Consider the following 14644-nt stretch of genomic DNA (forward strand, 5'->3'; position numbering starts at 1 on the left):
CCACCGCCCCCGAACCCGACCCACCGCGGACCCCGGCCGCCCCTCTGGTCCCGAGCGCGGACCCCTGCCGCCCCACTGCTGCCGAGCGCGGACCCCGGCCGCCCCTTCGGCGCCGAGCGCGGACTTCCACCGCCCCTTCAGCGCCGAGCGCGGACGGCTGCCGCCCCGCCAGTCCCGAGCGCGGACCCCGGCCACCCCTTCAACGCCGAACGCGGACCACGGCCGCCCCACCAACGCCGAACGCGGACCACAGCCGCCCCGCCGGCATCGATCATCCACGCTGACCGTTGCAACAACACCGGGCGACGGGACATCCCCAGCCCGCAATGACACCCCTGCCCATCTGCACCTGGACACATCGGGAACCACCCCACGACCGCAGAGCCCCACCGAGATCAAAATAGGCTGGGCGGCATTGGGACACGTGGGGCTGGCGGTGGCGGTCCTCGCCGGAGCCGGAGCCGGCGCCGGAGACAGGCGCCAGCGTCAGCGCCAGCTGGGATCGTGCGGCTGGTGGTGTCGGGGCGGTCAGAGGGGGAGCAGGGCGGACAGGATTTTGGCGGTGCGGGGCGGGTCGAGGGTCAGGCCATGTTCGGTGCCCCACAGCCAGTAGTCGACGCAGCGGGTGATCGCCCAGCCGCGGGCCAGCTCCGGGTTGAGGGCGGCGGTGTCGACCAGGACGGACAGCAGGTGGTGGACGTCGGCGGGGGCGTGCAGGTCGTCGGCGCGGGTCCAGAGGAGTTCCGGGATCGAGTACTCCGGGGTGCCGGCCAGCGGGCGCGGGTCGATGGCCAGCCACGGCGTGCGCGTGCCGGCCAGGATGTTGCCGTAGTGCAGGTCGGCGTGGATCAGGACGGGGGCGCCGGCGGACGGGAGCTCCCCCGCGTACCGCATAGCCTCGCAGAGCCAGCGGTCGGGAACCGGATCGCCGAGCTTGCGCTGACGAGCCTTCAGGGTTTCCGCGATGCCGGCGGCGACGTCCGGCAGGGCCGGAACGCCCGGCGGCGGTGGGATAGCGAGTGTGCGGATCAGCGTTCCGGCGATCTCGGCGGCCGTGGTCAGCGGGACGGCGTGCAGGGTCCGGGTGTGGTCGAGGCGCTCGAGCAGCAGCGTGCCGGGCTCGTCGGCGAGCAGCTCGACGGTCCCGTGGCCGTTCCAGGCGCGCAGGCCGATGGCCTCCTGGGCGGTCGTCCGGTCCTGGGGCGCGCTCACCTTCAGCGCCAGGCGGCGGTCGTCGCGGGTGACCATGAGGACGAGGGCCTGGGAACCGTGCAGCGGCGGAGTGCCGTCGAGCGTCAGGCACCAGCGGTCGAGAAGATCCTCGACGCGGTCCGGCAGGGTGGCGATCCAGTCCCGGCCGCCGGCGCCGTCGAGCCGGATCCGCCAGGCGGCGAACTCCTCCGGGACGGTGATCGGACGGCGGCGGGACGGCATGCGCCGCAGGCTATCCCGGCGGCGGAGCGGGAGTCGTCCGCATTTCCGGGCGGTGGGCCGGCGTTTCCGCAGCCCGCCGCGCCGTACCGCGGGCGGCGAAGAGGTCAGCGCGGGGTCGGGGCCGGGCTGGTCAGGCGGGTGCCGAGGAAGGTGAAGGCGGCCGGGAGCAGCGTGCTCCAGTACCCGAAGTTGTGCTTTCCCGGCCCGAACGCCTCGGCCTCCGGCAGCGCCGGCAGCGCCCGGCGCAGGGCGCGCACGTTGACATACAGCGGATCGTCGCGGCCGCACCACAACCCCACCGGTGTGCCGGTCAGCCGGCCGGTGGCCTGGAACACCGCGTCGCCGGGGACGACCGACGGGGAGAACGCGGCCACCGCCCGGACGAACTGCGGGAACGCCTCGGCCAGCAGCAACGACCCGTAGCCGCCCATCGACCAGCCCCACGCCGCCAGCCGGCCGGTGTCGTAACCCCGGGCCGCGCACCACGCCGGCAGCTCCTCGTGCACCATCCGTTGCGGGTCGTCGGTCCCGTTCGGCTGCCAGGACAGCCGGTCCCCGGTCGCGCCGGCCAGCACGAACGGTGGCGCGCCCCGGTTCACCGCGTCGGTCAGGAACCGGCCCAGGCCCAGCTGCGCGAAGTCGGCCGGACGTTTTGAGCCGCCGTGCAGGACCAGGCAGACCGGCAGCCCGGCGCCGTCACCGTGCCCGGCCGGCACCGCGGTGTAGAAGTCGACGGTCGCCCCGCGCGCCTTCGAGTACCGCAGCTCGCAGCGTTCCCGGCCGGGTGGCACCGACGGTACGGCGAGCGGCGCGACCCCGGTCCGCCCGGCCGCGTAGGCCCAGGCGCCGGCCACGCTCGCCGACGCCACGGCCGCTCCGGCGGTCAGCAGGGTTCGTCGTCGCATGGTCGTCCGCCTCTCGCTCGTGTCGTGAGGACAACGCGCGCCGTGCGGACCCGTCACGGGCCTTAGTTGTTGAGGGTGCCAGCCAGGACACCCGCTTTACAGCTTCCTAGGAGGCTAGGCGGTAACAAGAACCTGCTACTCCGCCGTGGCGGGCGGGGCAATCCGGGGCGGCCGGTTCTCGTACGGCGTGGACAGCACCACGGTCGTGCGCGTGGTCACGTTCGCCGCCGTACGGATGTCCTGCAGCAACCGCTCCAGATCCAGCGGACTCTTCACCCGGACGAGGAGCATGTAGAAGTCCTCACCGGCCACCGAGTAACACGAGTCGATCTCGGAGAGGTGGGCCAGCCGTTCGGGGGCGTCGTCCGGCTGGGACGGGTCGAACGGGCGGATCGCCACGAACGCGGTCAGCGGCAGATCGAGCGCCTCGTACGACACCTTCGCCGTATACCCCGCGATCACCCCGCGCTGCTCGAGCCGGCGAACGCGCTGGTGCACGGCGGAGACACTCAGGCCCACCCGCTCGGCCAAGTCGGTGTACGACAATCGGCCGTCCGCGGTCAGGGCTGACACGATCGCCCGGTCGATCTCTTCCACGGCGGTAACAGTACCGACCGGGCGAACCACGCGCCTCAGCCGGTCAGCGACCGGGCGATCACCATCCGCTGGATCTGGTTGGTGCCCTCGACGATCTGCAGCACCTTGGCCTCACGGAACCAGCGCTCGACCGGGTGATCGGCGACGTAGCCGTACCCGCCGAGCACCTGCACCGCGTCGGTGGTGACCCGCATCGCGACGTCGGTGGCGAACAGTTTCGCCTTCGCCGCCTCGATCGAGAACGGTCGCCCGGCGTCCTTCAACCGCGCCGCCGCCAGCAGCAACGCCCGGGCCGCGGACACCTGGGTGGCCATGTCGGCCAGCATGAAGCCGACACCCTGGAACCGCCCGATCGGCTGACCGAACTGCTCCCGGTCCCGGGCATACCCGACCGCGTAGTCGGTCGCGGCCTGGGCGAGCCCGACCGCGCACGCCGCGATCCCGAGCCGCCCGGAGTCGAGCGCCCGCATCGCGATGGCGAAGCCCTCACCCTCGCCGCCGACCAGGCGGTCGTGCGGGATCCGCGCGTCCTCCAGGACGATCTGCGCCGGTGCCGACGACCGCAGGCCCATCAGCCGCTCGCGGGCCTGCGGCAGCAGACCCGGCGTGTTCGCGTCGGCGATCAGGCAGGAGATGCCCTTCGGCCCGGGCCCGCCGGTGCGCACGAAGATGTTGTAGAAATCCGCGAAACCGCCGTGCGTGATCCACGCCTTGGTGCCGTTGACCAGCCAGTCGTCGCCGTCCGGCACGGCGCGGGTGGTCAGGCTCGCCGCGTCCGAGCCACCCTGCGGCTCGGAGAGGCAGTAGGCGCCGAGCAACTCGCCGCCGAGCATCTCCGGCAGCGCTTTGCGCTGTCGTTCGCTGCCGAAGGCCGCGACCGGGAAACAGGACAACGTGTGCACACTGACGGCCTCGGCGATGCCGAGCCAGGTCCCGGCCAAAATCTCCAAAACCTGAAGATAGATTTCGTACGGTTGGGCAGCGCCTCCGTCGCTTTCCGGGTACGGCAAACCGAGCAGTCCGGCACGTCCCAGCGTGCGCAGGACCTCCCGGGGGAACTCGCCCCGCGCCTCATAGTCGTCGACCTTGCCGGCCAGCTCACGGGTGGCGAGCTCACTGGTCAGGTCGAGCAGGTCGTGTGCCTCAGGGGTGGGAAGCATTCGATCCACGGTCACCGGGTCAGCTTAACGGTCGTTCACCCGCGGGGACAGGCAGGAACGCTTCCGGTCTGTTTGATGGCACACCCGCGGCGCCGGGACCCGACCGGGCGGTGTGCTGCTCGATCAGGGTGCGCGCACGCTCCCTGAGCTCGGGCGCGGGGTGGTCGAGCGCGATCGCGGCGGTCTCCAGGATCTCGGCGAGCCGGGCGGGTTCCCGGGTGGCGAGCGTGCCGAACCAGACCAGCTGGGCCTTGGCCAGGGACTTCACCGGGCCGGCCAGCACCAGTGCCCCGGCGGACAGCACGGTGTCCAGGTCGAGGAGGCCGGCCTTGTCGACGGCGCGCAGGCAGCGCTGGGCCAGGCCGGCGACCGGGGCCGGGGCGGTGGTCAGCATCCGCGCATAACCACCGAGGTGCGCGGCCAGCTCCGGGACCGTGGGCGCGAGGGCGGCGTGCAGCAGGGCGAACGCCCGGAGCTCGGTGGCGCTGCCGCCCCGGGCCAGCCGTGCGACGGTGGCGGACAGGATCCGCCCGCGATCGAGGCGGCCCTCGGCGACCAGCCCGGCCACGGCGGCCGGGAAGGCCGGCGGGCCGACGTGCGACTTGGTGCGCGGATCCCAGTCGGCGGCGGTCAGGTCGACACCGGCCCGGTCGGTCTCGAAGACCACGGGCAGCAGCAGGTCGAGGTGCGGATCGGCGCGGAGCCGCCCGGCGAACGGGACGAGCCGGGACGCGGCCAGCCCGGGCCACTGCAGATGGCCGATCCAGCCGGCGATCACGCCGCTCGGCGCCGGCGGGGTCACCCCGCCCTCGGCGCAGAGGGCTGCCACCAGCTGCCAGCCGTGGGCCCACGGGTCGTCGCCGCCGAGCCGGGCGCCCAGCCGGACCCCGAGCTCGCCGCACCAGGGCGGCTTGCGGGCGTGGAGCACCGCGAGGACGTGCCCCACCGGCACGCGGCCCCACTTGTCGCGGAGGTCCCGGCGGCACAGCAGGGTCTCCGCCGCGGCGGCCGCCGGCGCCGAACCGAGCACGGCCAGCACGTAGGACCCGGCCGGGTCGAACTCGGCCTGCCAGTCCGCCGCCCGCATCGCCCGCAGCCGGGCGGCGACCTCGGGGCCGAAGGCCACCCGCTCGGCCTCGCCGGCGGCACACAGCAGGTCACGGACCGCGTCGATGCGACCGGCGCGGGCCAGCTCGTCGAGCACGTCCCCACTCAGGCTCCCCATGTGCGGCAACCTAGGACACGGGTCCGACAGTTTTCAGCCACCTGGGGTGACCAGGCCCGTCTCGTACGCCAGGACGACCGCCTGGGCGCGGTCGCGCAGGTCGAGCTTGGCGAAGATCCTGGCCACGTGGGTCTTCACCGTGGCCTCACTGAGGCTCAGATCGGCGGCCAGCTCGGTGTTGGACCGGCCGCGGCCGAGCAGGGCGAGCACCTCGGTCTCGCGCGGGGTGAGCGGGGACAGGTCGCGGTGCACGGCCGGGCGGGCGGCCGGGTCGGCGGCGAACCGCTGCACCAGGCGCCGGGTGATCGACGGGGCGAGCAGCGCGTCGCCGGTGCCGACCAGCCGGACCGCGGCGGCCAGGTGGTCGGCGGTCACGTCCTTGAGCAGGAAGCCGCTGGCGCCGAGGGCGAGCGCGGCGTAGACATACCGATCCAGGTCGAAGGTGGTCAGCATGAGCACCCGGCAGCCGGGGCCCCGCGCCAGGATCCGGCGGGTGGCCTCGAGACCGTCCAGCACCGGCATCCGGATGTCCATCAGCACCACGTCGGGGCGCAGCCGCTGCTCCTCGCTGACCGCCTCGGCGCCGTCCGCGGCCTCACCGACCACGTCGATGCCCCGGGCGGTGAGGATCAGCCGGAAACCGGCCCGGATCAGCTCCTGGTCGTCGACGACCAGCACGCGCGGGGACGACGTCACGGCCCCTCCAGCGGGATGCGGGCCCGGACCCGGAACCCTCCGCCGAGGCGGCGCCGGGCGTCGAGGTCACCGCCGTACACCGAAACTCGCTGCCGCAAGCCGAGCAGACCGCGACCGGACCCGCCGCCGTCCCGATCGCCGCCCGGCGGCGCGCCATCCCCGGTGAGCACGCTGGGACCGGTGGTGAGCACCTCGACGCGCAGGGCGCGATCCGCATACCGGATGGTGACCTCGGCCTTGCCGCCGGCGCCGTGCTTGAGCGCGTTGGTCAGCGCCTCCTGCACGATGCGGTAGGCGGTGACGTCGACACCGGACGGCAGCGGCCGCGGCTCGCCCGAGACCCGCACCTCGACCGGCAGGCCGGCGAACGCGATCCGGTCGACCAGGCGGCTCAAGGCCCGCAGGCTGGGCTGGGGCGCGAGATCGGTGTCGGACACCGGGTCGTCGGCGCCGCCGGCGTCCGGCGCCAGCAGGCCCAGCAGGTGCCGCAGCTCGGTCATCGTGGTGCGGCCGGCCCGCTCCACCTCGGTGAGCGCGCCGGCCGCCGCCTCCGGCAGCGAGGTCAGCACCTCCCGGGCCGCCGTGGTCTGCACGATCATCACGCTGACGTTGTGCGAGACGATGTCGTGCAGCTCGCGGGCGATCCGGGCGCGCTCCTGCTCCACCGCGGACCGCGACGCGATCTCCCGCTCGCGCTCCAGCAGCCAGCCCCGCTCCCCCATCGCCCGGGCGTGCCGGCCCCGGGCGCGCACCAGCGCGAACCCCAGCCCGGCGGCGGCCGCGCAGGCCACCGCCAGCGCACCCGCCAGCCACATCGTTCCCACGGGACACACCTTGGCAGAAGGCCGCCGCGGGCACATCCACCCCTGCACGTACGGCGCCTACATCCCTGGTATGACGCCCCGGGAATGTCAGACCACGGTCCGATGCGGACGGCGCCGGGTCTTTCGTAGCGTTCCGGCCATGACGACCGAGAGACCGGTGGTGCGCCTCGACGGGGTGCGCAAGGAGTACGGCGAGACCGCCGCCCTGGACGGGGTGTCCCTGGAGATCTACCCCGGCGAGGCGGTGGCCGTGATGGGCCCGTCCGGGTGCGGCAAGTCCACGCTGCTCAACATGATCGCCGGGCTGGACCGGCCGGCCGCCGGCACCGTCGAGGTGCACGGCGAGCGGCTGGACACGATGACCGAGACCGGGCTGGCGCTGTTCCGCCGCCACCACCTGGGGATGATCTTCCAGTTCTTCAACCTGCTGGACGACCTGCCCGCGCTGGACAACGTGGCCCTGGCCGCGCAGCTCACCGGCAGCAAGGCCGGCCCGGCCCGCAAGCGCGCCCTGGAGCTGCTCGGCGAGCTGGGCATCGCCGACCGGCGCAACGTCTATCCGGCCGCGCTCAGCGGCGGCGAGCGGCAGCGGGTCGCGGTGGCCCGGGCGCTGATGAACCGGCCGGCCCTGCTGCTCGCCGACGAGCCGACCGGCGCCCTGGACAGCAAGGCCGGCGAGCAGGTGATGGACCTGCTGCTGGATCTGAACCAGATCGGTCAGACGCTGCTGATCGTCACGCACGACGAGCGGCTGGCACACCGCTGCGCGAGCCGGCTGGTCGAGCTGGGCGACGGCACGGTCGTCCGCGAGTCCGCCCTGGAGCGGTTGTGAGCGCGGTCTGGCGGGCGGCGCGGGCCGCGGTGCACCGCCGCAAACTGCAGACCTTCGTGATCGGCCTGGTGGTGCTGCTCTGCACGGCCACCGGGGTGGTCTCGCTGGCCCTGCTGGACGCGGTGTCCGCGCCGTTCGACCGGGCGTTCGAGGCGCAGCGCGGCGCGCAGGTGGTCGCCACCTACGATCCGGCCCGGGTCAGCGACGACCAGCTCATCGGGGCGAGCACCGGGCTGACCGCGATCGCCGGGCCGTTCCCCCAGGTGGTGATCGAGCCCGCCGGGGACGCCGGGTCGTTCCTCGGCGGCCGCCCGCTCACCGTGGCCGGGCGCGCCGACCCGGGCGGGGCCGTCGATCAGCTGGATCTCTGGCACGGCCGGTGGCCGTCCGGGCCGGGCGAGATCGTGCTGGCCGCCGAGCCGCACCCGGACGACTACGACCTCGGGCCGTTCGCCGACACCACCACGGTGACCGCGGGCCGGGTGACCCTGCGGGTGGTCGGGTGGGCGTTCAGCATCAGCGGCTCGGCCGACGGCTGGGTGACACCGGCCCAGGCGGCCGCGCTGCACCCGACCGCGACGCAGATGCTGTACCGGTTCGCCGGTGACGTGGCGACGCGGGACGCGCTCAAGGCCCGCGTGGCCGGGGTGGCCACGGGGCTCCCCGGCGGCGCGTTGCTCTCGGCCCAGCCGTACCTGGTGCTGAAGGAGAAGGCGGCCGCCCAGCCGGGCACCTACCTGCCGTTCCTGGCCACGTTCGGCGTGCTCGGCCTGCTGGTCGCCGTGATCATCGTGGGGAACGTGGTGAGCGGAGCGGTGGTGTCCGGGCTCCGGCACATCGGCGTGCTCAAGGCGATCGGCTTCACCCCGCGCCAGGTGGTCGCGGTCTACCTGACCATGGTCGGCGTGCCGGCGGTGGCCGGGGCGGTGCTGGGCACGCTCCTCGGTGCGAACGCGGCGCAGCCGATGCTGGTCAGCACGTTCCGCGGGCTGGGCTTCGGGCAGGAGGCCGGTACCCGGGCGTGGGTGTGGGCGGCCGGGCTGATCGGCGTACCGATGATCGTCCTGCTGGCCGCGCTGCTGCCCGCCCGCCGTGCCCACCGCCTCTCCGCGGCCGAGGTCATCTCGGCCGGCAGCGCGCCGCGCCGGGGGCACGGCCTGCGCGTGCAACGCGCCCTGAGCGCCACCCGGCTGCCGCGCTCGGTCAGCCTCGGCCTGGGCCTGCCGTTCGCCCGGCCCGGCCGGACCGCGCTGACCCTGGCCACGCTGGTGCTCGGCGTCACCACCGTCACCTTCGCGGTCGGATTGTCCGACTCGGTCGTGCGGATCACCGGCCTCGGCGACCAGGCCGCCGGCCAGATCGGGGTGCGCGCCTACAACACCGACGAGCGCGCCACCACCACCCGCACCGATGCCCAGGTCGAGGAGCTGCTGCGCGGCATGCCCGGCACCGCCCGGATCGCCACCTACCTCAACCAGTCGGTGTCGGTGGTCGGGTCGAGCGAGCCCATCCTGGTCAATTTCGGTCGCGGCGAGGTCGCCGCGATGGGGTACGAAGCCCAGCTGCTGGAGGGCCACTGGATCGACGGGCCGGACCAGGTGGTGGCGCCGTCCCAGCTGCTCAACCGTCGCGGCCTGCGCGTGGGTGACCAGCTCACCGTGGTGCTCGGCGGCGGCCGCCGGGCGATCACCGTGGTCGGCGAGACGATGAGCGGCGCGCCCGGGCCGGTGGGCCTGTTCGCCGACTGGCAGCTGCTCGACCAGCTCGACCCGGGCCGCAAGCTCATCCCGTTCGAGTACCGCTACCAGGTGCAGGTGACCGAGGGCACCGACCTGGACGGGTACGCCGCCGCGGTCCGGGCCGCCGATCCCGGGCTCTACTCGTGGAACGACGCCGGGGACAGCTCTTTCGCGGTGGTCGTGACGAGTTTCGCCGGCGTGGTGTCGGTGCTGCTGGCCGTGGTGACCGCGCTCGGCGTGCTGAACACCGTCGCGCTCACCGTGCACGACCGGCGCCGCGACCTGGGCATGCTCAAGTCGATCGGGATGACCCCGCGCCAGGTGGTGGCCATGATGGTCACCTCGGTGGCCGCGCTCGGGGTGGCCGGCGGGCTGGCCGGCATCCCGCTCGGGATGGTGGCGCACCGGTTCATCGTGCCGCTCGCCGCGAGGGCCGCCGCGATCCGGCTGCCGGGCGAGGTGCTGCGGGTGTGGCGGCCGGGGCTGCTCGCCCTGCTGGTCCTCAGCGGGGTGCTGATCGCGGTGCTCGGCGCGCTGCTGCCGGCCCGCGCCGCGGCCCGGGTGAGCATCGCGCAGGTGCTGCACAACGAGTGAGGCCGCCGGGCCTGCGCCGGACCGGCCCGCGGGACTGCCCCGGGCGCTCGGTGCCCGGACGGGACATCCCGCCCGGGCCTCCCCCGGTAAGATCGACTCCCGTGGATCATCGACGTCTCGGGCGTAGCGGCCTGCACCTCAGCGAGATCACCTACGGCAACTGGCTGACCCACGGCGAGCTGGTCGGCCGGGAACCGGCGCTGGAGTGCATCCGCGCCGCCCTGGACGCCGGCATCACGACGTTCGACACCGCCGACGTCTACGCCCAGGGCGCGGCCGAACAGGTGCTCGGCGAGGCGCTGCGCCCGGTGCGCCGCTCGTCGGTGGAGATCGCGACGAAGGTGTGCCTGCCGACCGGCGACGGGCCGAACGACCGCGGCCTGTCCCGCAAGCACATCATGGAGGCCTGCCACGCCTCGCTGACCCGGCTCGGCACCGACTACGTCGACCTCTACCAGGCCCACCGGTTCGACGACGGCACCCCGCTGGACGAGACGCTGATCGCCTTCGACGACCTGGTACGCCAGGGCAAGGTGCTCTACCTGGGCGTCTCGGAGTGGACCGCCCCGCAGATCCGCGGCGCGCTCGACCTCGCCGGTGAGCTCGGGCTGCGCAGCCGGATCGTGGCCAACCAGCCGCAGTACAACATGCTCTGGCGGGTGATCGAGCCCGAGGTGCTGCCGCTCTGCCGCGACGAGGGCATCGGCCAGGTGGTGTTCCAGCCGCTCGCGCAGGGTGTGCTGACCGGCAAGTACCAGCCCGGCCGGCCCGCTCCGGAGGGGTCCCGCGCGGTGAGCGGCGGACGCGGGCCGCGGTTCATCCGGCGGGTGCTCGGCGGCGAACTGCTGGAGCGGGTCCAGGGGCTGCGCCCGCTCGCCGACGCGGCCGGGCTGTCGATGGCCCAGCTCGCGATCGCCTGGACGCTACGGCAGGACGGGGTCAGCTCGGCGATCATCGGCGCGACCCGGCCGGAGCAGGTGACCGAGAACGCCGGTGCGGCCGGTACCCGCCTGCCGGACGATCTGCTCGCCGGCATCGACGGCGTGCTGGGTGACCTGGTCGACCGGGATCCCGCGAAGACCGCACGGATGATGGACGTGATGCAGGGCTGGAGCCGACCGGCCTGACGACGACACCCGGGCGCGCGGGTACCGCAGGCGGTCGTCAGGTGCGTGGCACAGGATCGCCGGACTTTCGGCCCCGGGCCGGCGCGGCTCGCAGAGGCCGGAGTGCCTCGCTGACCGGGTCGCCCGACGGTTGACTGTGACGTCACGTCACAGCGGACACTGACCGGGTGCGCATCGCAGAACTGGCGGATCTCACCGACACGACCGTCCGGACGATCCGCTACTACCACCAGATCGGCTTGCTGCCCGTGCCTGCGTGCCAGGACGGCTTCCGGGACTACGACCTGTCGCACCTGGCCCGGCTGGCACGGATCCGCTGGCTGGCGCGGGCCGGGATCGCGCTGGTGACGATCGGCGCGATGCTCGACGACCCGGACCCGGCGTCCGGCGCGATCCGGGCCGACCTGCGGGCCGCCGTCGATGCCGTGGACGAGCAGATGCGACGGTTGCAGGGGCAACGTGACCGGCTGACCGGGCTGATCGACACGGTCGACACGGATGGCCGGCTGTCCCCGATGCCGGTCGCGATGGCCCGGTTCTACGACCGGATGCAGGCCGGGGCCACCGATCCGCAGACCCGCCGGGTGATCCGCAGGGAACGCAACTTCCTGGAGCTGGCGTTCTACCGCGGCGACATGCCGCCGGAATCGGTGCTCGCGTACGAGGGTCTGACCGAAGCCAGTCTCGCGGAGAGCTCGGCGCTGTTCGACGAGATCGCCGACCGGGTACGACGCGGTGAACGCCTCGAGCAGCCGGAGATGGACGCGATCGCCACGGCGGTGGTGGACCGGATCGCGCGGCGTCTCGGGGGCGACATGCCACGCCTGGTGCGATCGATCGACCAGGAGGTCGCCCAGCGGGCCGTCGACCTCTACGTGCGGCTGGCCGACCCCGGTCAGCGGCAACTCGCCCGGGTGATCGGCGACGCGGTGCTGACCACCATCGAGAAGGGACACGCATCGTGACGGAACCGCCCATCGACGTCTCCGGTCTGGTGAAACGCTTCGGCGGGTACACCGCTGTCGGCGGCCTCGACCTGCGGGTCGGGCCGGCCGAGGTGCACGGCTTCCTCGGCCCGAACGGCGCCGGCAAATCGACGACGATCCGGGTACTGCTCGGGCTCCACCACGCCGACGCGGGTCGGGTCCGGGTGCTGGGGCGTGACCCGGCCCGGCAGGCCGCCGAGGTCACCAGACGGATCTCGTACGTCCCCGGCGAGGTCACCCTCTGGCCGAACCTGACCGGACAGGAGATCCTCGACGCCTTCGCCGGACTGCGCGGCAGCCGCGACAAGGCCGCCGAGAAGCGCCTCGCCGGCGCCTTCGCCCTGGACACCGGACGGCTGGTCCGCACGTACTCCAAGGGCAACCGCCAGAAGGTGGCGCTCGTCGCCGCGTTCGCCGCGCGCACCGACCTGCTCATCCTCGACGAGCCCACGTCAGGTCTCGACCCGTTGATGGAGGAGGTGTTCCAGGGAGCTGTCCGCGATGCCGCCGCGGCCGGTCGCACCGTCCTGCTCTCCAGCCACATCCTCGGCGAGGTCGAGGACCTGTGCGACGCGGTGACCATCATCAAGGACGGGCACCTGGTCGAGTCGGGCCAGCTGTCCGACATGCGGCATCTCGCGGCGTCCGTCGTCACCGCCCATCTGCCCGGCCGGGACGCCGCCACCGTCATGGCGCGGCTCCGCCAGACCGGCCTGACCGGCGAGACCACCGCCGGGACGGTACGACTCGCGGTGCCCCGCGACCTCGTGCCCGCAGTACTCGCCATCCTCGCCGACGCGGACGCCCCCGACATCACCTGCACCCCGGCGAGTCTGGAGGACCTGTTCCTGCGGCACTACGTGGTGGCGCCGCGATGACGATGACCTGGCTCCTGGTGCGCCGCTACCGATTGCCGCTGCTCTGCTGGACGGCGCTGGTGACGGCGCTGTGCAGCACCCCGTCCGCGTATCAGAGCGCGTACGCCACCGCCGAGCAGCGCCGGACGGCCGTCGTGCTGGCCCAGAACAATCCGGCGAGCACCCTGGTCTACGGCCGGCTGCCCGATCCGGGCACGGCGGCGCAGATGTTCGCGTGGGAGATCGGCGCGTTCGTCACCATCCTCACCGCGATCATGGCGGTGGTCGTCGCGGTGACACTGACCCGTACCGCCGAGGACGACGGTTCCCTCGAACTGCTGCGCGGCTGCGGCGTCCCGCCGATGCGGCCGCTGCACAGCGCGCTGGTCATCCTCGCCGTCCAGTCGGGAGTGCTCGCCGTCGCCTGCACCGGCGCGGTTCTGGCCACCTCCAGGACCGCCGACGGGGTGACCGGCGCCGGAGCGGCCGCGTTCGGCGCCGTCGTCGGCCTGACCTTCGCGACGGTGGCCGCGGTGACCGTGCTTCTGGCCCAAGTGGCGGCGACCGCCGGGCAGGCCCGGCTGCTGGGCTTCACCGCGCTCGGCGCCGCGTTCGCGGCCCGCGCGATCGCCGACACCAGGCACCTCGGCACCCTCAATCGGCTGAGCCCGCTCGGGCTACGCGCGGTGACCGGGCCGTTCACCGAGGACCGGTGGGGTGCTCTGCTCCCCGGGCTGCTCGCCGTGGTCATACTCGGCGGGACGGCCGTGCTGCTGTGCGCACGCCGCGAGTTCGGGGCGGGCCTGCTCCCGCGCCGTGACCGGCGCGGCGGCCGGCTGCGGATCCGGACCACCGTCGGGCTGGCCGCACGGCTCGCCCGGCCCGCGCTGCTGTCCTGGACCGTCGCGGTCGCCGCGATCGGCACCCTGTTCGCCGCCATGGGTTCCGGCACTGTCGAGCAGCAGCGCGACGGCGAGGTGGGCGGGTTCCTCGGCAGCCAGCTCGGCGCCGGTGACCCTGCCGCCGAGTACCTCGCCTACTGCGGCACGGTCGTCGGCATCGTCGTGTCCACCTACGCGATCCTGTCGATTCTGGCCGGCCTCCGCGCCGAGGACACCGGCCGGACCGGCCTGGTGCTGGTCACCGGCGTCCGCCGGTGGGCGCCGACGGCCGCGCAAGCTGTCGTCACGGCAGCCGGATGCCTCGTGGTCCTCACCATCACCGGGGTGATCAGCGCGCTGATCACCCCGAGCGTGCTCGACGGTGACGACATCGGCCCGCGCAGCCTGGCCTACACCGTGGGCCAGTGGCCCGCGGCGATGGCGAGCATCGGGTGCGCCACCCTGCTGGTCGGCGCGTTTCCCCGGCTCTCCGGGCTCGCCTGGCTTCCGCTGCTGGCCAGCAGCGGACTGGCGCTGCTCGGTGAATTGCTCGGCGTACCTCGGCGCATTCAAGATCTGGGATTCTTCCGGCACGTGCCGGATGTCGCCGGCCCCGACCCGCACGTCACGCCGCTGCTGGTGCTCATCGCGGCGGGTGCGGTCCTGGTCCTGCTCGGAGCGGCCGGCAGCACGCGCCGTGACCTCCGGGCCGGCTGACAGCGGGCGGAAGGCCAGGGGCTCGGGCCGGCATGCTGTGCGGAAGATCAGGTCCGGCCGGTGACCGGCG

General features: G+C 73.7%; 13 protein-coding genes. 6 read left to right on the forward strand and 7 right to left on the reverse strand.

Annotated elements, in window-relative coordinates; translation table 11 throughout:
* Positions 1–528 precede the first annotated feature (528 nt).
* From Apa02nite_RS45920 to Apa02nite_RS45950, 7 genes are all read right to left on the reverse strand, one after another.
* Positions 529–1434 (reverse strand): aminoglycoside phosphotransferase family protein, encoded by a 906-nt coding sequence (locus Apa02nite_RS45920; RefSeq protein ID WP_203830769.1) that lies wholly within the window; start codon positions 1432–1434, stop codon positions 529–531.
* Positions 1435–1538: 104 nt separating this feature from the next.
* On the reverse strand, positions 1539–2339 hold the full coding sequence (locus tag Apa02nite_RS45925) for an alpha/beta hydrolase-fold protein (protein WP_203830770.1): 801 nt from the start codon (positions 2337–2339) through the stop codon (positions 1539–1541).
* 135 nt (positions 2340–2474) lie between these two features.
* Positions 2475–2936, reverse strand: a complete 462-nt coding sequence (locus tag Apa02nite_RS45930; protein ID WP_067693594.1) for an Lrp/AsnC family transcriptional regulator — start codon at positions 2934–2936, stop codon at positions 2475–2477.
* A gap of 35 nt (positions 2937–2971) precedes the next feature.
* On the reverse strand, positions 2972–4111 hold the full coding sequence (locus Apa02nite_RS45935; protein ID WP_067693591.1) for an acyl-CoA dehydrogenase family protein: 1140 nt from the start codon (positions 4109–4111) through the stop codon (positions 2972–2974).
* Positions 4112–4115: 4 nt separating this feature from the next.
* Positions 4116–5321, reverse strand: coding sequence for a hypothetical protein (locus tag Apa02nite_RS45940; RefSeq protein ID WP_203830771.1), 1206 nt, complete (start codon positions 5319–5321; stop codon positions 4116–4118).
* A 33-nt stretch (positions 5322–5354) separates the two neighbouring features.
* Complete coding sequence (locus Apa02nite_RS45945; protein ID WP_203830772.1) at positions 5355–6017, reverse strand: response regulator; 663 nt, start codon at positions 6015–6017, stop codon at positions 5355–5357.
* Complete coding sequence (locus Apa02nite_RS45950; RefSeq protein ID WP_203830808.1) at positions 6014–6832, reverse strand: sensor histidine kinase; 819 nt, start codon at positions 6830–6832, stop codon at positions 6014–6016. The genes Apa02nite_RS45945 and Apa02nite_RS45950 overlap by 4 nt, the downstream gene beginning before the upstream one ends.
* A 148-nt stretch (positions 6833–6980) precedes the next feature.
* On the opposite strand from Apa02nite_RS45950, the gene Apa02nite_RS45955 reads away from it, so the two are divergent.
* The 6 genes from Apa02nite_RS45955 (at position 6981) to Apa02nite_RS45980 (ending at position 14574) form a co-directional block, all read left to right on the forward strand.
* On the forward strand, positions 6981–7673 hold the full coding sequence (locus Apa02nite_RS45955; RefSeq protein ID WP_203830773.1) for an ABC transporter ATP-binding protein: 693 nt from the start codon (positions 6981–6983) through the stop codon (positions 7671–7673).
* Complete coding sequence (locus Apa02nite_RS45960; protein WP_239165036.1) at positions 7670–10006, forward strand: ABC transporter permease; 2337 nt, start codon at positions 7670–7672, stop codon at positions 10004–10006. Before Apa02nite_RS45955 ends, Apa02nite_RS45960 begins: the two co-directional genes overlap by 4 nt.
* A gap of 101 nt (positions 10007–10107) precedes the next feature.
* Entirely contained in the window at positions 10108–11133 is a 1026-nt protein-coding gene (locus tag Apa02nite_RS45965; RefSeq protein ID WP_203830774.1) for an aldo/keto reductase family protein, read from the forward strand.
* 167 nt (positions 11134–11300) lie between these two features.
* On the forward strand, positions 11301–12098 hold the full coding sequence (locus tag Apa02nite_RS45970) for a helix-turn-helix domain-containing protein (RefSeq protein ID WP_203830775.1): 798 nt from the start codon (positions 11301–11303) through the stop codon (positions 12096–12098).
* Positions 12095–12997, forward strand: a complete 903-nt coding sequence (locus tag Apa02nite_RS45975) for an ABC transporter ATP-binding protein (RefSeq protein ID WP_239165037.1) — start codon at positions 12095–12097, stop codon at positions 12995–12997. The genes Apa02nite_RS45970 and Apa02nite_RS45975 overlap by 4 nt, the downstream gene beginning before the upstream one ends.
* Positions 12994–14574 carry an efflux permease Rv1217c-related protein gene (locus Apa02nite_RS45980; protein ID WP_203830776.1) on the forward strand — a complete coding sequence of 527 codons (1581 nt, stop codon included), beginning with the start codon at positions 12994–12996 and terminating at the stop codon, positions 14572–14574. Before Apa02nite_RS45975 ends, Apa02nite_RS45980 begins: the two co-directional genes overlap by 4 nt.
* The last annotated feature ends 70 nt before the right edge of the window (positions 14575–14644 follow it).

The sequence above is a fragment of the Actinoplanes palleronii genome (assembly GCF_016862315.1).
Lineage (GTDB): Bacteria > Actinomycetota > Actinomycetes > Mycobacteriales > Micromonosporaceae > Actinoplanes > Actinoplanes palleronii.

Bases quoted from the DNA above. Each gene is read 5' to 3' on its own strand.
- Apa02nite_RS45980 (WP_203830776.1), top strand. From the start codon at position 12,994: ATGACGATGACCTGGCTCCTGGTGCGCCGCTACCGATTGCCGCTGCTC.
- Apa02nite_RS45925 (WP_203830770.1), bottom strand. From the start codon at position 2,339: ATGCGACGACGAACCCTGCTGACCGCCGGAGCGGCCGTGGCGTCGGCG.
- Apa02nite_RS45955 (WP_203830773.1), top strand. From the start codon at position 6,981: ATGACGACCGAGAGACCGGTGGTGCGCCTCGACGGGGTGCGCAAGGAG.
- Apa02nite_RS45950 (WP_203830808.1), bottom strand. From the start codon at position 6,832: ATGTGGCTGGCGGGTGCGCTGGCGGTGGCCTGCGCGGCCGCCGCCGGG.
- Apa02nite_RS45920 (WP_203830769.1), bottom strand. From the start codon at position 1,434: ATGCCGTCCCGCCGCCGTCCGATCACCGTCCCGGAGGAGTTCGCCGCC.
- Apa02nite_RS45940 (WP_203830771.1), bottom strand. From the start codon at position 5,321: ATGGGGAGCCTGAGTGGGGACGTGCTCGACGAGCTGGCCCGCGCCGGT.